General features: G+C 74.0%; 16 protein-coding genes. 12 read left to right on the top strand and 4 right to left on the bottom strand.

The annotated features are described in order from the left end of the window. From ABT015_RS35120 to ABT015_RS35105, 4 genes are all read left to right on the top strand, one after another. On the top strand, nt 1-96 hold a 96-nt coding region (locus ABT015_RS35120; RefSeq protein WP_157849844.1), incomplete at its 5' end, for an acyl-CoA dehydrogenase family protein. A gap of 73 nt (nt 97-169) precedes the next feature. After that, nucleotides 170-838 carry a class I SAM-dependent methyltransferase gene (locus ABT015_RS35115; protein WP_350886542.1) on the top strand — a complete coding sequence of 223 codons (669 nt, stop codon included), beginning with the start codon at nt 170-172 and terminating at the stop codon, nt 836-838. 122 nt (nt 839-960) lie between these two features. After that, a complete protein-coding gene (locus tag ABT015_RS35110; protein WP_350886539.1) occupies nt 961-2553 on the top strand; it encodes an alpha/beta hydrolase in 1593 nt (530 codons plus the stop codon). 88 nt (nt 2554-2641) lie between these two features. After that, nucleotides 2642-3091 (top strand): MarR family winged helix-turn-helix transcriptional regulator, encoded by a 450-nt coding sequence (locus ABT015_RS35105; protein ID WP_063349108.1) that lies wholly within the window; start codon nt 2642-2644, stop codon nt 3089-3091. Between the two features lie 94 nt (nt 3092-3185). Here ABT015_RS35105 and ABT015_RS35100 read toward each other — a convergent pair whose 3' ends face one another. Beyond that, nucleotides 3186-3578, bottom strand: a complete 393-nt coding sequence (locus tag ABT015_RS35100; RefSeq protein ID WP_350886535.1) for a MerR family transcriptional regulator — start codon at nt 3576-3578, stop codon at nt 3186-3188. A gap of 152 nt (nt 3579-3730) precedes the next feature. Here ABT015_RS35100 and ABT015_RS35095 point away from each other — a divergent pair, with 152 nt between their 5' ends. Both ABT015_RS35095 and ABT015_RS35090 read left to right on the top strand, forming a co-directional pair. Then, nucleotides 3731-4225, top strand: coding sequence for a peptidylprolyl isomerase (locus tag ABT015_RS35095; protein ID WP_350886533.1), 495 nt, complete (start codon nt 3731-3733; stop codon nt 4223-4225). 226 nt (nt 4226-4451) lie between these two features. After that, entirely contained in the window at nt 4452-5009 is a 558-nt protein-coding gene (locus tag ABT015_RS35090) for a hypothetical protein (protein ID WP_063349113.1), read from the top strand. A 172-nt stretch (nt 5010-5181) separates the two neighbouring features. Here ABT015_RS35090 and ABT015_RS35085 read toward each other — a convergent pair whose 3' ends face one another. Beyond that, a complete protein-coding gene (locus ABT015_RS35085) occupies nt 5182-6114 on the bottom strand; it encodes an LCP family protein (RefSeq protein ID WP_350886530.1) in 933 nt (310 codons plus the stop codon). Nucleotides 6115-7025: 911 nt separating this feature from the next. Here ABT015_RS35085 and ssuE point away from each other — a divergent pair. The 6 genes from ssuE to ABT015_RS35055 all read left to right on the top strand — a co-directional run bounded on the left by ssuE (nt 7026) and on the right by ABT015_RS35055 (nt 15482). Then, entirely contained in the window at nt 7026-7580 is a 555-nt protein-coding gene (ssuE, locus tag ABT015_RS35080; protein ID WP_350886527.1) for an NADPH-dependent FMN reductase, read from the top strand. Between the two features lie 330 nt (nt 7581-7910). Further along, the gene (locus ABT015_RS35075; protein WP_402456351.1) at nt 7911-8699 is read left to right on the top strand and encodes an ABC transporter ATP-binding protein; all 789 of its coding nucleotides are present in this window, start codon (nt 7911-7913) and stop codon (nt 8697-8699) included. 18 nt (nt 8700-8717) lie between these two features. Continuing rightward, complete coding sequence (locus ABT015_RS35070; RefSeq protein ID WP_350886524.1) at nt 8718-11285, top strand: ABC transporter permease; 2568 nt, start codon at nt 8718-8720, stop codon at nt 11283-11285. A gap of 208 nt (nt 11286-11493) precedes the next feature. Next, nucleotides 11494-13494, top strand: coding sequence for a hypothetical protein (locus tag ABT015_RS35065; RefSeq protein ID WP_350886521.1), 2001 nt, complete (start codon nt 11494-11496; stop codon nt 13492-13494). A 236-nt stretch (nt 13495-13730) separates the two neighbouring features. Continuing rightward, the gene (locus ABT015_RS35060) at nt 13731-14771 is read left to right on the top strand and encodes a glycosyltransferase family 2 protein (protein ID WP_350886518.1); all 1041 of its coding nucleotides are present in this window, start codon (nt 13731-13733) and stop codon (nt 14769-14771) included. 96 nt (nt 14772-14867) lie between these two features. Next, a complete protein-coding gene (locus ABT015_RS35055) occupies nt 14868-15482 on the top strand; it encodes an acyltransferase (RefSeq protein ID WP_350886515.1) in 615 nt (204 codons plus the stop codon). A 7-nt stretch (nt 15483-15489) separates the two neighbouring features. On the opposite strand, the gene ABT015_RS35050 is transcribed toward ABT015_RS35055, so the two are convergent. Both ABT015_RS35050 and ABT015_RS35045 read right to left on the bottom strand, forming a co-directional pair. Next, nucleotides 15490-17139, bottom strand: a complete 1650-nt coding sequence (locus tag ABT015_RS35050; RefSeq protein ID WP_350886512.1) for an LCP family protein — start codon at nt 17137-17139, stop codon at nt 15490-15492. A gap of 192 nt (nt 17140-17331) precedes the next feature. Next, nucleotides 17332-18696, bottom strand: a complete 1365-nt coding sequence (locus ABT015_RS35045) for an LCP family protein (protein WP_350886510.1) — start codon at nt 18694-18696, stop codon at nt 17332-17334. Nucleotides 18697-18705 lie beyond the last annotated feature (9 nt).

The raw sequence follows: 18705 nt of genomic DNA, 5'->3' as shown, positions 1-18705 counted from the left end.
CCGGTGGAGCGGATGATGCGGGACGCGAAGATCACCCAGATCTACGAGGGGACCAACCAGGTCCAGCGCATCGTCATGGCCCGCAACCTGCCGTAGCCGGACGGCGCCTCGGTCCCGGCCGCACCGCGGCCCCGACCGCGCCCGGCGGTGACGAGTAGGGTGCCGGACCATGACCGAGCCGGACTTCCTCACCACGACCAGGGCGTTCTACGACGCCATCGCCGTCGACTACGCCGACCGCTTCCGCGACGAACTGGCCGGCGAGCCGCTGTCCCGGGCGATGCTCGCGGCCTTCGCCGATCTGGTCCGCGCCGAGTCGGTCCGTACCGGGCGCGCCGACGGCCCGGTGGCCGAACTGGGCTGCGGCCCCGGCCGGGTGACGCGCCACCTGCACGGCCTCGGCCTCGACGTCCGCGGCATCGACCTGTCGCCGCGGATGGTCGAGCTGGCCCGTGCGACGTACCCCGGGCTGGACTTCGCCGAGGGTTCGCTGTTCGACCTCCCGCTGTGCGACGGCGAGTTGGCCGGCGCGGTCGCCTGGTACTCGATCATCCACACCCCGGCGGAGCGCCTGCCGGAGGTGTTCGCCGAGTTCGCGCGGGTGCTCGCCCCGGGCGGCCTCCTGCTGCTCGCCTTCCAGGTCGGGGACGAGCCGCTGCGGATCGACCAGCCCTTCGGCCACCCGGTGACGCTGGACTTCCGCCGCCAGCAGCCCGACCGGATCGCGGAGTTGGTCCGCGCGGCCGGCCTGCGGCTCATCTCCCGCACGCTCCGCGAGCCGGAGGAGGGCGTGCAGCCGACCCCGCAGGCCTACCTGCTCGCCCGCAAGCCCGCCTGAGCCGCCCGGGGTGGTGGTGACAGCAGCATGACAGCGGTGCCGGTGGGGTGTGAGAGGCCTGACAGCGGGTGCCCCGAGCCTTGGTGATCGCACGTCAGTTCACCGAACGGGAGGCCCTGCCCATGCCCCGACCCCGCCTCACCTCCGCGCTCAGAACCGGTGCCGCCGCGGCCGCCGGGCTGCTGCTGGCCGGTCTCGCCCCGGCCGCCTCGGCGGCGGCCGCCCCCGCGGCGCCGGTGCCCCGGCTGGACTGGCGGTCCTGCGTGCCGGACTTCGACTGCGCCCGCGCGACGGTGCCGATGGACTACCGCGACCCGGCCGGGCGCACCGTCGAGCTCGCCGTCATCCGGCACCCCGCGACCGACCCGGCGCACCGGATCGGCTCGCTGTTCTTCAACCCCGGCGGCCCGGGCGTGCCCGGCACCCAGGCGCTGCCCGCCGTGTACGGGATGCTCCCGGCGCAGGTGCGGGAGCGCTTCGACCTGGTCGGCTTCGACCCGCGCGGCGTCGGTGACTCCACCCTGCCGCAGTGCTTCCCGGACGCGGCGGCCGAGCAGGGCCTGCTCGCCGGGCTGCCGGCCGGCTACCCGGTCGGCGCCGCCCAGGAGTCGGCCTGGGCGACGACGTACGCGCGCTTCGGCCGCCAGTGCGCCGACAACGAGCGGACCGGCCTGCTCGCCCACCTGTCCACCGCCGACACGGCCCGTGACCTGGACCTGCTGCGCGCCGCCGTCGGTGACCGCCGGCTGAGCTACCTCGGCACCTCGTACGGCAGCTACCTGGGCGCCACCTACGCCAACCTCTTCCCGACCCGGGTGCGCGCGATGGTGCTGGACAGCGCCCCCGACCCGGTCGCCTGGTCCACCGGGCGCTCGCCGCAGCAGAGCGCCCTGCCGCCGTTCCTGCGCACCGGCAGCGACCTCGCCGGCGCCCGCACCCTCGACGCCTTCCTCGACCAGTGCGCCGACGCCGGCCCCGCCGCCTGCGCCTTCGCGGCGGCGGACCGGGACGCCACCCGCGCCAAGTTCGCCGAACTGCTCGACCGGCTCGGCCGGACGCCGGTGACGCTCGGCACTCCGCCGGCGGCGGTCACCTTCGACCAGGCCTCCACCGCCTCCACCGTCCTGCCGATGCTCTACGCCGCCGCTCCGGTGCCGAACGTCCCCGGCACCGGCTGGCCGGCGCTGGGCGGACTGCTCCAGCAGCTGTGGACCGCCGCCCCGGACGCCTCGGCGCCGCTGCCGACCGGTGGCCAGCCCAAGCAGGCGCAGACCCTCGGGGCGCTCTGCGCCGACACCGTCAACCCGCCCGTCTCCGGTGCCGACCCGGCCGCCGACACCACCTACCCGGCGCTGTCCGCCCTCGCCCGGGCCCGCGCGGGCGCCACCGGCCCGTACCTGGTCTGGCAGAACCAGCGCTGCGCGGCCTGGCCGACCGAGGCCGCCCGGGACCGCTACACCGGCCCGTGGAACCGGCCGACCTCCGCGCCGATCCTGGTCGTGGCCCTCACCGGCGACCCGGCCTGGCCCTACGAAGGCTCCCGCGCGCTGGCCGACACCCTCGCCCGCGGCCGCCTGCTGACCGTCCACGGCTACGGCCACACGGCGCTGGGCAACCCGAGCGCCTGCGCCTGGGACCGCGAGCAGCGGTACCTGGTCAGCGGGGAGCTCCCGCCGCCCGGCACGGTCTGCGAGCCGGACCACCAGGCGTTCTAGGCCCAGCGGGCCGCGTCGCCCGGCCCGCCCTGGTCGTGCGCGTGCGCGGAGTCCGTGCACGCGCACGCACCTCGGTACGATGAACGTCATGAACCGCGCCGACCTCTCCCTGGGCCCGCTGTCCGAGCGGGACCACGCCTTCTACGGCCTGGTCTGGGCCGGCACCACCCTCGCCGCCCAGGTGGACCGCGAGCTCACCCGGGTGCACGGGCTGTCGCTGTCCTGGTTCGAGGTGATGCTCTGGCTCAACGGGCAGCAGGAGCCGGTCGCCGCCTCCGACCTGGGCGCGAAGACGATGCTCAGCCGCAGCCAGGTCTCCCGGGTGGTCGACGCCCTGGCCGCACGCGGCCTGGTCGCCCGCACGCCCTCCGCCTCCGACGCCCGGTCGGTGCGGATCGAACTGACCGGGCAGGGCCGCGCCGCCTTCGCCGAGGCCGACGCCACCCGGCGGGCCGTCCTCGCGCCGGTCTTCACCGACCGGCTCGACGAGGGCGACATCGCGGCCCTGGAAGCGGTCTGGCGCAAGCTGAAGGCCTGAGCCCTGAGCCCCGGGCCGCCACCACCCAGGGCCTCCGCCACCCAGGGCCTCCGCCACCCCGGGCCTCCGCCACCCCGGGCCTCCGCCGTCTCGGCTACACCGCGTCGGCCTCCGCCGCTCCGGCCCGCGGTCGGCCGGAGGCGGTCGCGATCACCTCGTCCAGTACCTCGCGGGAGCGGAGCAGGTCGGTGATCATCCGGTCGATCCGGTCCCGTTCGGAGGCCAACTCCTCGACCAGCAGCGGGGTGGCGATCTCGTTCGGGCCGCCGTCGGAGTCGCGCATGCAGGGGAGGATCCTGTAGATCGTGCGGCTGTGCAGCCCGGCCGCGAACAACTCCTGGATCAGCACGACCCGATCCACCGCCGGCTCCGGGTACTCCCGGTGCCCGCCCTCGGTCCGCCGGGCGGCCAACAGGCCCTGCTGCTCGTAGTAGCGCAACGAGCGCTCGCTCACGCCCGTCCGTCGGGCCAGTTCACCGATCCGCATGCCGCCCACCCCGTCGTCGTGACCGAACGCCTGAACCAGACGCCGATGGTAGTTTCCCCGGCCCTCGCACCGACCGGATAACACGGGGCCGACACCCGGCGCCGGGCCGGGGGTGACGCGCGTCGGCCGACGGGTCGTGCCATGATCCCTGCATGGCTTCCAACGTTTTCTTCGACATCGAGATCGACGGCGCTCCGTCGGGCCGCATCGTCTTCAAGCTGTACGACGACGTCGTCCCCCAGACCGCCCGCAACTTCCGCGAGCTCGCGACCGGCCAGAACGGCTTCGGCTACGAGGGCTCCGGCTTCCACCGCGTCATCCCGCAGTTCATGCTGCAGGGTGGCGACTTCACCAACCACAACGGCACCGGCGGCAAGAGCATCTACGGCGAGAAGTTCGCCGACGAGAACTTCCAGATCAAGCACACCCGCCCGGGCCTGCTGTCGATGGCCAACGCCGGCCGCAACACCAACGGCTCGCAGTTCTTCATCACCACCATCGTCACCGACTGGCTGGACGGCAAGCACGTCGTCTTCGGCGAGGTCGTCGAGGGCATGGACGTCGTGACGGCGGTCGAGAAGCTCGGCTCGCAGAGCGGCCGCACCTCGGCGAAGGTCACCATCGCCAAGTCCGGCATCGTCGAGTAGTCACCGGTTCGCGAGAACCGGTACCGCACACCGCCCCGGCAGGGGAAGTCGGATCAGCCGACCTCCTACTCCGGGGCGGTGGCGTGTCCGGGGGCAGGATAGTCGGGTCACCGGGCGGACGGGGCGGAACCGGGCAATCCCGGCGTGCGCCGGAGCGGTCGCTCTAGGCTCTCCGTGCGCGGTCGGAGCCGCAGCGAACTCGACACTCCGGCAAGGTGGTTCACCGATGGAACAGGACGCCGACGACGGCGCGGTGACGTACGAGCAGGTGACGGTGGTCTCGCTCGCCTCGTGCGAGCCGGTCAATCCGGCGCGGATCGCGGTGCGGGTCGCCTGCGAGGTCATGACGGTCAAGCGGGTGGCGGGCTACTGGGTGCGCTGGGACGAGCGCTGGGGGCCGGAGGAGATCCGCCACCACTCGCGCTGGGTGCCGGACGAGGAGTACGTGCGGCCGGGCGCCGGCGGCGTGGACGGCGCGCTCACCGTGACGGTGGCCGCGTACTGGACGTACCGGGAGGGCGGCAGCCCGCGCCGGCCGACCACGGAGACCGCGGTGGCCTTCCGGCCGGGCGAGGCCGAGCACGAACTGGTGCTGGAGCGGCCCGACCCGCACCGCCCGGCGGCCCTGACCGTGCACCTGACCGGCGCCCGCTGGCTGGCGGGCGGCGAGGGGCGGCTGATCCACTACGGCTACGCGGGCGCCACCGAGGCCGCCGGCGGCGAGGGGGAGTGGCTGGTCCGCTTCCCCGAGTGCGGCACCGGCCTGCTCCCGCAGGCGGGTTAGGCGCGCGCGGCGCGGGCCGGTCGGGAGCCGGGGCGCCATGCCGTGGAGCGCCACCGCCTCCTGGACCAGGTGGCCCAGGAGACGGTGGACGAGCGCGGGGACGGGCGGCATCCACCCGTTGCGGCCGCGCGGCTACTTCACGTCACGGCGGGCTGCTTCACGTCGCGGCGGGTTACTTGATGTCCGGTACCGCGGTGTCGTTCTTGAAGGCGTCGAAGACCTGCTTGGACTTGGTGGCGTCCCACAGCACCGCCGACTCCCCGGTCTTGGTCCGGTAGTCCGGGTTGCCGATCGGGACGGTCAGGGTCTTGCCGCCGCCGCCGTTGACGTCCTTCATGGCGAGGAAGAGCGAGCCGAGGTCGGTGAGGCCGGCGTCGTCGTCGACGATGAGGGTGCCGAGGGCGGAGTCGACCAGCGGGTAGAAGGTGAACGGGTTCAGCACGGTGCCGGGGGAGGCCGCCTGGTGGGCGAGGGCGCCGAGGAACTTCTGCTGGTTGCGCATCCGGCCGAGGTCCTGGTCGGCCATCTGGTGGCGCTGGCGGACGAAGGCGAGGGCCTGCTTGCCGCTGAGGGTCTGGTCGCCGGCCTTGAGGTCGAGGCCGGAGTCCTTGTCCTTGAGGTCCTGGTCGATGTGCATCTCGACGCCGCCGATGGAGTCGACGATGCCGACGAAGCCGGCGAAGCCGATCTCGGCGTAGTGGTCGAGGCGGATGCCGGTGTTCAGCTCGACGGTCTGGACGAGGAGGCGGCCGCCGCCGTTGCTGAAGGCCGAGTTGATCTTCGAGGTGGTGCCCTTGAGGGTCTTGCCGCTGCTGCTCTTGTACTCGGGGATCGGCACCCAGGAGTCGCGCGGGATGCTCATCAGGGTGTTCCCGTTGTCCCCGACGTGCAGGATCATCATCGAGTCGCTGCGCTTGCCGTCGGTGTCGTGACCGGTGTGCAGGTCGTCCTGTTCCGAGTCGGTGAGGCCCTGGCGGCTGTCGGAGCCGACGATCAGCCAGTTGGTGCCCTTGCCGGCCGGCGGGCGGCCGGGGTAGTCGGCGAGCACGTTCTCGTGGTTGAGCTTGGAGTCGGCCCAGAACCAGGTCGAGACGGCGGTGACCATGACGGCGATCAGGAGGCCGAAGACCGACCACTTGACGATCCGGCGCCGCGGCCACCGCCTGGTCCGTATACCGCCCGGCTGGGCGCCGCCCGGGCCCCCGGGCCCACCCGGCCGTCCGGGACCGCCGGGACCGCCGGGGCCCCCAGGCCCACCGGGCCCACCGGGGCGGCCGCCGGGTTGTCCGCCCGGACCCTGCGGCGGGACGCCGCCGAGCCGGGACTGCTCCGGCTGTCGTGGCGCGGGCGCACCCGGCCCGCGCGGGTTCATCGACGACGGCAGCGGCGGCTCGGCCGCCCCGCCGCCCCCGCCGCGCCCGTACGCGCCGCCGTTGCCGCCGCCCCCATACGGGTTCCCGTCCCGGTACGGGTTCCCGCCGCCTCCCGGGCGGCCCTCCTGCCACGTGTTCATGTCGTCGAGGATGCCCGACCCCGCCCGTGCTGACTCCCCCCGGGGTACTCACCAGGTCGCTTGTAGCAGTTTTGATGCACGGGTCGGATCGTTCCGCCGCAACTTCCGAGCGGCCGTACGACGGTGGGGGCGGGCGGCGCGGGCGCCGGGTCGACGTGAGCCCGGTCACCACGCGTCGCGTCACCCGCCGTTCAACTGGCGAAACGATTCTTGACCGGCTCGAACGCAGCGTGTTTGCATTTCGGGTATGGATCAGCGTTGGGCACTCACGCGTCGGCGGCACGTCGACCTGCGGCGTGGTGTGGCCTGTTCGCTCTGTCGCGGCTGAAGCGCGCCCACCGGATCACCTCGGCGTCACCCCACCCGCGCCGAGCACCCCACCTCGAACGCGTCGAGCACGTCGAGCACGTCGAGCACGTCGAAACACCTTCCCGGGCTCCGACCCGCAGCGGTCCTCCCGCGCCGCGTGGCGCCGCCCCCGCTTCCAGCCAAAGGTGAACCCCATGGCCACCGTCCTGTCCGTCTCCGGCTCCCCGTCCGCCACCTCCCGCACCACCCGCCTGCTGCGCCACGTCGACGCCGGGCTGGAGGCCCGCGGCCACCACGTCGTCCCGTTCGAGGCGCGCAGCCTGCCCGCGCACGCGCTGCTGTCGGGCGACTTCGACCACCCGGAGATCGTCGCCGTGACGGAGCTGTTCGCCCGGGCGGACGGCGTCGTGATCGGCACCCCCGTCTACAAGGCCGCCTACTCGGGCCTGTTGAAGGCCCTGCTGGACGTGCTCCCGCAGTACGCGCTGGCCGGCAAGGCCGTCCTGCCGCTGGCCACCGGCGGCTCGCCCGCGCACGTGCTGGCGGTGGACTACGCGCTGCGCCCGGTGCTCAGCTCGATGGGCGCCGGCCACATCACCCAGGGCTGGTTCGTGCTCGACCGCCACATCACCACCGGGGAGGACGGGACGACCCTGGTCGAGCGCGAGACCGACACCCTGCTGGCCCCGGTCGTGGAGGGTTTCGCGCAGGCCCTGGAGCGGCTGGCCGCACCGGTGCTGACCGGCTGAGGAACCGGGGCCGGGCCCCGTACGGGGCGTCCCCGAGACGGGCCGCGGCACCCCCTAGGGGGAGGGGTGCCGCGCCCCGCAGATCCTTGGTCGGCGGCTTCATTCCGGCGGATGACGAGCGCGCCCGCCGTTGCTCATAACGTTGTGGACGTCCCCGCTCGTGCCGACGAGGGGCGAGGTTCTCCCGGGAACCGGCGCCCGCCGGGCCCGGTGGGTGGGGTCAACTCCCGGTCGACGACCCTTCCTGCGCCGTGCCCGCGTCCTGCGGCATGCCCGCGCACGGAGGGCCGGCCGGGGTCGACGGTCGGGCCCACTTCTTAGGAGACTCCAGTGACGACGGCAGCCACAGCCGTGTACGACCCCCAGCTTCCCGGCGGCACGCCCGCCGTCGCCGCCGCGGCCCGCCAGGTCAGCAAGGCGTACGGCGCGGGCGAGACCAGGGTCACCGCGCTCGACGCGGTGGACGTCGACATCCAGCGGGGCCGCTTCACCGCGATCATGGGCCCGTCGGGCTCCGGGAAGTCGACCCTGATGCACTGCCTGGCCGGCCTGGACACGGTCAGCGGCGGGCGGATCTGGATCGGCGACACCGAGATCACCGGCCTCAAGGACAAGCAGCTGACCAGGCTGCGCCGGGACAAGATCGGCTTCATCTTCCAGGCGTTCAACCTGCTCCCGACCCTGTCCGCGCTGGAGAACATCACGCTGCCGATGGACATCGCCGGCCGCCGGCCGGACCAGGCCTGGCTGGACCAGGTGGTGGAGACCGTCGGCCTGGCCGGCCGGCTCAAGCACCGTCCGGCGCAGCTCTCCGGTGGCCAGCAGCAGCGCGTCGCGGTGGCCCGGGCGCTGGCCGCCCGGCCCGAGATCATCTTCGGCGACGAGCCCACCGGAAACCTGGACTCCCGGGCCGGCGCCGAGGTGCTCACCTTCCTGCGCCGCTCGGTCGACGAACTGGGTCAGACCATCGTGATGGTGACCCACGACCCGGTCGCCGCGGGCTACGCGGACCGCGTGCTCTTCCTCGCCGACGGCGTGATCGTCGACGAGATGCACGCGCCCACCGCCGACTCCGTCCTCGAACGCATGCGCCGTTTCGACGGCAAGCGGACCAGCTGAGCGGGCGGGACGGGACAGATGCTGCTCAAGACCGCTCTGCGGAGCTTCTTCGCCCACAAGGGCCGCATGGCGCTCTCCCTGATCGCCGTGATGCTGTCGGTCGCGTTCGTCTCCGGCACCCTGGTCTTCTCCGACACCGCGACCAGCACCTTCGACAAGCTGTTCGCCGCGACCGCCTCCGACGTCTCCGTCCAGCCGCCCAAGCCGGCCGAGGACGACGACCAGCAGGTCTCCGACAAGCCGCGGACCGTCCCGGTGGCGGTCGCGCAGCAGGTCGCCGCGGTGCCGGGGGTGAAGTCGGCGGTCGGTCAGGTCATGGTCGAGAACGCGACCCTGGTCGACCCGGCCACCGACAAGCTGGTCGGCCCGACGTCCGGCGCGCCGACGCTGGTCGGCAACTGGACGCAGACCCCGCACAGCGCGGTGCACCTCACCCAGGGCCACGCCCCGCGGAACGCGGGCGAGTTGGTGCTGGACGCGGACACCGCGAAGAAGGCCGGGCTCGGCCTCGGTGCCAGGCTCCGGGTCGACAACGCCGACGGCCGGCACGAGTTCACGATCTCCGGCATCGCCTCCTTCACCACCACCAACCCCGGTGCGGCGCTGGCCTTCCTGGACACCCCGACGGCCCAGCAGGTGCTGCTCGGCGAGCAGGCGTACACCTCGGTCGAGGCGTTCGGTGACGGCAGCCGCGGCAACGACCGGCTCAAGGCCGACGCCCTGGCCGAGCTGGGCACCGGTTACCAGGTGAAGACCGCGGCCGAGCAGAAGGACGAGAACACCAAGAGCATCGGCAGCGGCCTCGGCTTCATGAAGAACGCGATGCTCGGCTTCTCGCTCATCTCGGCGTTCGTCGGCTGCTTCCTGATCATCAACACCTTCTCGATGCTGGTCGCCCAGCGCACCCGGGAGATCGGCCTGCTGCGCGCCATCGGCGGCAGCCGCCGGCAGGTGAACCGCTCGGTCCTGGTCGAGGCGCTGATCCTCGGCGTGCTCGGCTCGACCCTCGGGGTCGCGGCCGGTCTGGGCCTCGCGGTCGGCCTGATCAAGCTGATGAACGCGATCGGCATGAAGCTCGACGCGGGCGACCTGGAGATCGGTCCGACGGTGTTCCTCGCCGGGTACGCCCTGGGCATCGTGGTGACCCTGGTGGCGGCCTGGGTCCCGGCCCGCCGGGCGAGCCGGATCGCGCCGATGGCCGCGCTGCGCGACCACGGCACGCCGGCCGAGGGCCGCGCCAACCTGGTCCGCACGGTGGTCGGCCTCGTCCTGACGGCGGGCGGCGGCGGTCTGCTGGTGCTGGCCGCGCAGGCGGAGAAGGCGGCCACCGGCGGCCAGTACCTGGGTCTCGGCGTGCTGCTCACCCTGGTCGGCTTCGTGGTGCTCGGCCCGCTGCTGGCCACCGCCGTGGTGCGGGTGCTGGGCGCGCTGCTGCCGGCGCTGTTCGGCCCGTCCGGCCGGCTCGCCCAGCGCAACGCGATGCGCAACCCGCGTCGCACCGGGGCCACCGCCGCCGCGCTGATGATCGGACTGGCGTTGGTGATCGGCTCCTCGGTGTTCAGCGCCTCGACGGTCACCTCGGCCAACGCGCAGATCGACCGGTCGGTGGGCGCGGACTACATCGTCCAGGGCGGCCGCACCTCGATCACCCCCGAGATGCTGGACGCCGTCCGCCGGACCCCGGGCATCGACCACGTCACCACCCAGAAGTCCTTCAGCCCCAAGCTCCAGCTGCCGGACGGCCGGAGCGTGAAGACCAACCTCACCGCCGCGCCGCCCGCCTTCTTCGGCACCGACTTCCACCTCCCGGTCACCGCCGGTTCGGTGGACGCGATCGGGCGGGGCGAGCTGGGGATCGGCGAGGCCTTCGCGAAGGACCACGGCCTGAAGGTCGGCGACCAGGTGACCGTCGCCTACGGCAAGGGCCGCACCCAGGCGCTGCCGGTGGGCGCCGTGTTCGCGAAGGGCTCGCTGTTCGGCGACGGCTCCTTCGTCGACTTCGACACCATGGCCAGGGTCGTGCCCGCCGACGAGCAGCCGCCGGTCTGGACGTTCTTCGCCAAGGCCTCCTCCGGAGCCGATGTCGCGAAGACGCTGACCGCCCTGGAAGGCGCGCTCAAGGAGTACCCGCAGCTGACCATCAAGGACCAGGCCGGCTACAAGGAGGTCGTGCAGTCCCAGGTCGACACCCTGCTCTACCTGATCTACGGCCTGGTCGGCCTCTCCATCGCGGTCGCCGTGCTCGGGGTGGTCAACACCCTGGCGCTGTCGGTGGTCGAGCGGACCAGGGAGATCGGCCTGCTGCGGGCGATCGGGCTCTCCCGCCGCCAGCTGCGCCGGATGATCCGGCTGGAGGCCGTGGTGATCTCGGTGTTCGGCGCGGTCCTGGGCACCGGGCTCGGGCTGGCCTGGGGCGTCACCGCCCAGCGGGTGCTGCGCGACCAGGGTCTGGCCACGCTCTCCGTCCCGACCACCACGCTCGCGGTGACGCTGGTCGCCTCGGTGGTGATCGGGCTGGTCGCCGCCCTCGTCCCGGCCTTCCGGGCCGGGCGGATGAACGTCCTCGCGGCCATCGCGACGGACTGAGCGCGGCCATCGCGCCGGACGGGCCGGGACCGTCGCGACGGACCGGCCACGGCCGTCGCGCCGGACGACGGACCGACCGGGCGGCGCGGGCCGCAGGACCCGGCGGCTGGGGGGCCGCCGAGGGGGGAACGGGGGGCAGGGGCCGGGTGCGGGCAGCACCCGGCCCCTGCGGCACGGGCCGCCCCCGGCCGACTGAGATGATCGTCCGATGTTCGCCCCGGATACCCCGGACGCCCCGCCGCTGCCCAGCGCCGCGCCCCTCACCGCCGCCGCTGCCACCCGCTGGCGCGCCGCCCGCACCGCCTGGCGCCTGGACAGCCGCTGGCTGGCGCTGCTGCCGGCCGCCTTCGTCATCCTGGCCACCGCGGTGGAGCCGACCCCCGGTGACTGCAACGTCCAGGGCGTCTGCCGGGACACCTGGGGCTCCTCGCTGGCCGCCTGGTCGGTGCTCGCCGAAGTGGTCCTGCTGGCCGGCCGGTTCCGCGGCCGGGCGCTGGTCCCGCCGGCCGTCCTCGCGGTGCTCTGGTACGCCCCGCACGGCCTGGTCACCCCGCTCGGCCGCTGGACGGCCGTCCTGGTCCACCTGCTGCTCTCCGCCGTGCTGATCGGCGCCGAGCTCGGCCGCCGCCGCGCCCGCCAGCAGCTCGACGAACTGATGGCCCCGCCCGTCCCCTTCCCCTGGACCGCCGCCGGAGCGCCCTCGCCCGTCCACCCGGACGGCCCGCCGGTGCTGCGCCGCGCGCTCGGCGGCCTGCTGCTCGCCGCCGCCCTGGTGTTCCCGCTGTACGGGCTGTGGGAGCAGGCCCGGCAGCAGGCGAGCGCCGAACGGGCCGACCAGGTCACCGGCACCGCGGGCGACACCGACCAGGCCGGCGTCCTGACCGTCCGCTTCCACCCGCCCGGCGGCGGCCCGGAACGCACCGCCCGGCTGGACGTCTGGTGGGTCCGGTCGCCGCAGCCCGGCGAGGCCGTCCCGCTGCTGGTGGACGGCGACGCCGTCCGCGCCGCCGGCGACGACTACGACCTCACCGGCGCACTGACCGCCGGCGGCCTGCTCGCCCTGCCCGGCCTGCTGCTGCTCGGCTCGGCCGCCACCGCGAACGCCCGCCGCTCCCGGCCCTCCTTCGCGGGCTCCGCGCCCGCCCTCGCCGTCCGGGTCCGCGCCGACGCCCGGGGCGACCTGCTGGTGCGGCCGCTGGACGGCCCGCCGGACGGTCCCGCGCTCTGGCGGCTGGTCGAGCGCGACCGCTACCGCTGGGCCCGTTACGGCGCCCCGGGCGGCGAGGGCCCGGCCTGGGTGCCCGAGCACCTGGAGACCGAGGACGACGACGCCGACCACCTCGATCTCGGGGTCTCCTACGACGAGGAAGAGGAGGAGCTCGGGGACGTCCTCGACCGGCTGACCCCGGAGCAGGCCGCCGCCTGGCTCGCCCGCGCCGGCCGGAGCGTGCCGGCCGTGCTGTACCGGGGGCCCGACGGGCCGGAGCAGCAGCTCCTGGTCCGCCCCGGACTGCTGGACCACGACCCGCGCTGGGTGGCGGCCGTGGTCGCCCCCGCCGCCCGGGCCCCGCGGCCGGGCCGGCGCACCGAGGGCTACCGGGAGCGGGAGCTGTCCGTCGCCGCCCTGACCGCCGAGACGGTGGCCGCCGCCCCCGCGGCCGGTCCGGACGCCGAACCGGTGGCCGCCCGGCGCTGGGAGATGCCGCTGCCGCTACGGGCGGCGGCCGGTCCGGTGCCCGCCCTGCTGCTCGCGGGCCTCGTCGTGCTGCTCGACCGGAGCGGCTGGTGGGGCGGGCTGGTCCACCCGCTCGTGACCGGCACGGTGGCGATCCTCGCCTGCGGCCGCACCCTCTCCTGGCAGATGGTCGCCGACCGGGACGGCCTGCGGATGGCCACCGCGCTGCGCACCCGGACCTTCCGGTGGCACGAGATCAACGCGGCCGCCGTCCACCGCAACCTGCTCACCGTCCAGCTGCGCTCGGGCGAGGAGGTCACCGTCGGCAGCCGCCCGGCCGCCTGGCTGGCCGGACACTTCGGGGACCGCTACGACCCGGTGGAGCTGGCCCGCGCCGTCGCGACCGCCGCCCACCGGCCGGACCTGCGCCCGCACCGGTCGCTGCCGGACCGGCTGGGCGGTCCGCAGCACCTGCTGAACCGGTTGTCGCTGGTCGGCTACGCGCTCTTCACCATCGTTCACCACCTGCTCTGAACCTGCGCCGAACCTGCACCGAACCCGCGCGGCCGCCGCCGAACCCCGCCGGGGGCGCCCTCCCGGGCTCCGCCCCCTCCTCCGGAAACCGCCCGTTCCGACCCGGCTGCGGGCCCGTACGGGGAGCGGAGTACGGTGGTCGTGATCAAGGAGCCCAACCGGGCGCCGCGGGCTGCGTGCAGCGGCCCGGACCGGGACAAGACGGAGACGCGTCCGCACCGGTACGGTTGGCCCCGATGAACACCAAGGCTGCTGAGGAGCTGCCGGCTGTCTCCGTGATCATGCCGGTGCTCAACGAGGAACGACACCTGCGGACGGCGGTCCGGCGCATCCTGGACCAGGAGTACCCCGGGCCGATGGAGGTGGTGATCGCCCTCGGTCCGTCCACCGACCGGACCGCGGAGATCGCGGCCGAACTGGTGGCGGAGGACCCGCGGGTACGGACCGTGCCGAATCCCACCGGCCGCACCCCCGCGGGGCTGAACGCCGCGATCCGGGGCTCGCGCCATCCGATAGTGGTACGCGTGGACGGCCACGGCCTGCTCACCCCCGGCTACATCACCACCGCGGTCCGGCTGCTCGACGAGATGGACGCCGCCAACGTCGGCGGCATCATGCACGCCGAGGGCGAGACCGAGTGGGAGAACGCGGTCGCCGCCGCGATGACCTCCAAGATCGGTGTCGGCAACGCCGCCTTCCACACCGGCGGCCTGGCCGGCCCGGCGGACACCGTCTACCTCGGGGTGTTCCGGCGCGAGGTGCTGGAGAAGCTCGGCGGCTACAACGAGGAGTTCATCCGCGCCCAGGACTGGGAGCTCAACTACCGGATCCGCCAGGACGGCGGGCTGGTCTGGTTCACCCCGCAGCTCAAGGTGACCTACCGGCCCCGGCCGTCGGTGAAGGCGCTGGCCAAGCAGTACAAGGACTACGGCCGTTGGCGCCGGGTGGTCACCCGCTACCACCGCGGCTCGGTCAACCTCCGCTACCTGGCCCCGCCGACCGCCCTGCTGGCCGTCACCCTCGGGCTGGTGCTGGGCGTCGCCGTCCACCCGGCCCTCTTCGCGGTGCCCGGCGCGTACCTGCTGGGCATCCTCGGCGGCGGGCTGGTCGGCGGCCGCGGCCTGTCCTTCAAGGCCAGGGCGATGCTGCCGGTGGCGCTCGCCACCATGCACCTCAGCTGGGGCTTCGGCTTCCTCACCTCGCCCCGCTCACTGGCCCGCCGGGTGATAAGCAGTGTCGGCCCGGCCGCCAAGGACGTCCTCTCCCGGGCGAGTTGACGCCGACTCGACAGGTTCGTCCGACACTTTCCGCCGGGCGCGCGAAGGGTCGGACGAATCCTGGGAGTCGAGCCCGCACCGCTATCGTCGGTGCGCATGGCGACAGTTGAGAGCGGGCCCGGCGCGGCCCGGATCGAACCGAGCGCGGACGTCGACGAACGGGCCGCCATCGGCGCGGGGACGACGGTCTGGCACCTCGCCCAGGTCCGCGAGGAGGCGGTGATCGGCGCCGAGTGCGTGATCGGCCGCGGCGCCTACGTCGGCCCGGGCGTCCGGATCGGGGACCGGGTCAAACTGCAGAACCACGCGCTGGTGTACGAGCCCGCACTGGTCGAGGACGGGGTGTTCATCGGCCCCGCGGCCGTCCTCACCAATGACCGCCACCCCCGCGCGGTGACCCCGGACGGTCGGTCCAAGCGTCAACAGGACTGGCACGCCGAAGGAGTGACGCTCCGTCATGGATGCTCGATCGGCGGCCGGGCGGTCCTGGTCGCCGGGGTGACGGTCGGCCGCTGGGCGCTGGTCGCGGCCGGCGCGGTGGTTCACCGGGACGTCCCGGACTTCGCCCTGGCCGCCGGTGTCCCGGCCCGCCGGATCGGCTGGGTCGGCCGCGCCGGCGAGCCGCTGGAGTCCGTCGGCGACGGCCGCTGGCGCTGCCCCCGCACCGGCGAGCACTACCGGGAGACGGACGGAACCCTCGCGCCGGAGTAGGGCCTGGCTACTTGGCGCACGCGTCGGTGTCGTCCGCCTGCACCCGCTGGAGGTCCTTCGGCGCCTCGGTCGGGGCCGCCGCCGGAGCCGCGAGGACGTCCTTGCCCAGCACCAGCACCAGCGGGCCCTTCGGATCCGCCTTCGGGTCCGGCCGGACGGCGTCGCCCGGCAGGCCGAGCGCGGCGGCCAGGGAGGCGGCCGCGGCGTCCTGTCCGGTCGGGAAGGACACCGTGGTGGTCGCGGTGACGGGGGCGTCGGAGGCGGTCGCGGCCTTGGCGAAGCCCTTGGTGCGGAGCTTGTCCACGGTGGGCCCCGACTGCCCGCGCGTCCCGCTGCCGTTGCGCACCGTCACCCGGACGTCCTTGGGGTCCACCGTCGGGGCGGCGGTGGTCGGGGCCGCCGGTGCGGTCTCCGGCGCGGCCGTGGCGGCGTCGGCGGGGGAGGCGGTCTCGGTCAGCGAGCGGTCGCCCGCGACCATCGAGAACAGTTGCCCGGCGTCCGGCTGCTTGAGCACCAGCCGGTCCTTGTCCTTGGGGTCGTCCAGGACCGGCACGGTGGCGAAGGTGATGTTCTTGGTGTCGACCTTGCTGAGGTCCAGCGCGAGGTCCTTGAGCTTGTCGACGCTGCCGATCCCGGAGTCCACGGTGAGCGCCTTGGTGGCGGCGTCGGCGAGCTTGTAGAGCTTGCCCGGGCTGGTCAGGGTGTCGTCGCTCTTGATCTTGCGGATCATCGAGCTGATGAACTGCTGCTGGAGCGGGATGCGGGTGAGGTCGCCGCCGAAGCCGACGGCGTGCCGGGTGCGGACGAAGGCCAGCGCCTCGTCGCCCTGGACCACGTGCCGGCCCTTGCTCATCTTCAGGTGCGAGTCGGTGTCGTTGATGTCCTTGGCCGCGCAGACCTCGACCCCGCCGACGGCGCTGGACAGCGTCTTCACCGCCTCGAAGTTGACCTGCACGAAGTGGTCGACCCGGATCCCGGTCATCTTCTCGACGGTCTTCCAGGTGCAGCCCGGGTCGCGCCCCTCCTGGCCGAGGCTGTTGTTGAACATGTCCCGCGCGGAGCCGGGGATCTTCTTGCCGTCGCCGCTCTGGCACTCCGGGATCGGCACCATCAGGTCGCGCGGGATGCTGATCGCGGTCGCGTTGGAGCGGTCCTTGGAGATGTGGAACAGCAGCGTGGTGTCGGCGTGCCCGGCGCTGCCCTCGTCGCCGTACTCGCGGCCGAGGCCCTGCCGGCTGTCGGTGCCCAGCACCAGGATGTTGAGCGCGTCCCCGGCGGCCTTGGGCCGCTCCTCCTCGTTGCCCAGCTGGACCTTGACGGAGGTCAGGTTGCTGTTGAAGTGCTGGTACAGGTAGTACGCCCCGCCGCAGCCCGCGACCATCACCAGGGCGCCGGCCCCGGCGGTCCACTTGAGCGCCCGGCGGCGCCGGGTCCGCTTGGCGGCGGCGGCCGCCCGGCGCCGGGAGTCGCGGCGGCCCGGCCCGGGGGTGCCGGCGGTCCCGGACCCGGTGGCCGGCATCTCCTCGGCGGCTGTCCGTTCGGCCGTCCGGCGGCGTTGCCCGGGGATTCCGGCGGCCGGGTCGAGGCGGTACTGGCCGGTTTCCGGGTCGCGCGTCCACTGGTCGGCGGGATCGACCTCCGGTTTGTCCTGCTGCACGGGGGTTCCCTACCTCCGACCGGTCACGGCTCAGGCTCGCCCGTTCGGCGGGCCGATCCGGACACACTAGACGAGCCGAACGGCGGAATCCTTCCGGTGTGATCTGCGCCATGTTCAGGTAATGGCCCGGTAAAGTCCCCTGAGTGTGCGGGATTTCCGGAAAACCCGCGCCGACCTGCGGCGCAGCCGCGATCAGTGCTGCGCGCAGGCGTCCACGTCGGCGGTGCGTCCCTCGAAGGTGGGCGAGGCGTCCGCCGAAGGTGACGCCTTCGCCGACGCCCCCGCGGCCCCGGCTGCCCTGTCCGACCCCGCGCCCGCGCCCGCCGCCGCACTCGGGCTCGGGCTCGGGCTCGGGCCCGCCGCCACCGGACTCGGGCTCGGGCTCGCACCCGCCCCGACACCGACAGCCGCCCCAGCCTCGAAGCCCGCCCCGAAGCCCGCCCCGGCGACGGCGCCCGGCGACGGCACCGAACCGGGCGGCCGGACGGCGACCGCCCGGTCGTCCCGCAGCGCGGTGAACAACTGGGTGGTCTGCGGCTGCACGAACTCGTCCCGGTCCGAGTCGTACCGGTACGGGCGGCGCGGCGCGGTCAGGAGCACCACGTCCGCCGAGGGGATGTCCCGCAGGTCCTGGGTGAGGTCGTACAGCGCCCCGAGCGAGGACAGCCCGCCGTCCGCCTTGACCGAGGAGGTGGCCGCGTCCAGCACCGGCCACAGCCGCGCCGGGTTCAGCAGTACGCCCTGCGACTGCACCTTGCGGATCAGCGCGGCCAGGAACTGCTGTTGACGGCCCATGCGCTGGGTGTCGCTGCCGTCGCCCAGGCTCTCCCGGGCCCGGACGTAGCCGAGCGCCTGCTCGCCGTGCAGGGTCTGCCGCCCGGCGGGCAGGTCGAGTCTGGCGTCCTTGTCGTGGATCGCCTGCGGGACGCACACCTCGACCCCGCCGATCGCGTTCACCATCGTCTTGAAGCCGTTGAAGTCGAGGATCACGTAGTGGTCGATCCGGATGCCGCTGAGCTGCTCGACGGCGCGGATCGAGCAGGCCGCGCCGCCCATCTCGAACGCCCAGTTGAACTGCATCAGCCCGGCCTTGCTGCGGGTGCCGTCCGGCTTCTCGCAGGCGGGGACGGTGACCATGACGTCGCGCGGGATGGAGACCGCCGTCGCGTGCTTCCGGTCGGCGGCCAGGTGCAGCAGGATCGTGGTGTCCGAGCGCTGGGTGCCCGGCTCGCCGCCGTACGAGGAGTTGGTGCCGGAGCGGTCGTCGCTGCCGATCAGCAGGATGTTCTCGGAGCCCTTGGCCCCGGCGGTCCGGCTCGGCCGCTCGGCCTCCAGCTGGGCGAGCAGCCGGTCGGTGGCCGAGTCGGTGCGGATGTTGCCGTCCAGCGTGCGGTAGGCGATCCAGAGCAGTGCCCCGGTGGCGACCAGCAGGAACGCGACGACGCCGGCGGTGATCATCAGCCACCGCCGGCGCCGACGCGGGTGTTCGGGTTCGGAGGGGTGCGCATCCGTCGGGGGCGGGTCGGTCGGGGGGTGCGCGGTGTCGTCCTCGGCCATGGCAGGGAT

The organism is Kitasatospora sp. NPDC094016, assembly GCF_040304045.1.
In the GTDB taxonomy this organism is placed as follows: Bacteria; Actinomycetota; Actinomycetes; order Streptomycetales; family Streptomycetaceae; genus Kitasatospora.
Note: the sequence above shows the minus strand (reverse complement) of the source record. Positions and strands in the feature narration are given on the sequence as shown.

Excerpts from the sequence above, each read along its gene's own strand:
- ABT015_RS35090 (WP_063349113.1), top strand. The coding sequence starts at position 4,452 with ATGGAACAGGACGCCGACGACGGCGCGGTGACGTACGAGCAGGTGACG.
- ABT015_RS35085 (WP_350886530.1), bottom strand. The coding sequence starts at position 6,114 with ATGGTCACCGCCGTCTCGACCTGGTTCTGGGCCGACTCCAAGCTCAAC.
- ABT015_RS35110 (WP_350886539.1), top strand. The coding sequence starts at position 961 with ATGCCCCGACCCCGCCTCACCTCCGCGCTCAGAACCGGTGCCGCCGCG.
- ABT015_RS35070 (WP_350886524.1), top strand. The coding sequence starts at position 8,718 with ATGCTGCTCAAGACCGCTCTGCGGAGCTTCTTCGCCCACAAGGGCCGC.
- ABT015_RS35100 (WP_350886535.1), bottom strand. The coding sequence starts at position 3,578 with ATGCGGATCGGTGAACTGGCCCGACGGACGGGCGTGAGCGAGCGCTCG.
- ABT015_RS35045 (WP_350886510.1), bottom strand. The coding sequence starts at position 18,696 with ATGGCCGAGGACGACACCGCGCACCCCCCGACCGACCCGCCCCCGACG.
- ABT015_RS35105 (WP_063349108.1), top strand. The coding sequence starts at position 2,642 with ATGAACCGCGCCGACCTCTCCCTGGGCCCGCTGTCCGAGCGGGACCAC.
- ssuE (WP_350886527.1), top strand. The coding sequence starts at position 7,026 with ATGGCCACCGTCCTGTCCGTCTCCGGCTCCCCGTCCGCCACCTCCCGC.
- ABT015_RS35115 (WP_350886542.1), top strand. The coding sequence starts at position 170 with ATGACCGAGCCGGACTTCCTCACCACGACCAGGGCGTTCTACGACGCC.
- ABT015_RS35060 (WP_350886518.1), top strand. The coding sequence starts at position 13,731 with ATGAACACCAAGGCTGCTGAGGAGCTGCCGGCTGTCTCCGTGATCATG.
- ABT015_RS35065 (WP_350886521.1), top strand. The coding sequence starts at position 11,494 with ATGTTCGCCCCGGATACCCCGGACGCCCCGCCGCTGCCCAGCGCCGCG.
- ABT015_RS35095 (WP_350886533.1), top strand. The coding sequence starts at position 3,731 with ATGGCTTCCAACGTTTTCTTCGACATCGAGATCGACGGCGCTCCGTCG.
- ABT015_RS35055 (WP_350886515.1), top strand. The coding sequence starts at position 14,868 with ATGGCGACAGTTGAGAGCGGGCCCGGCGCGGCCCGGATCGAACCGAGC.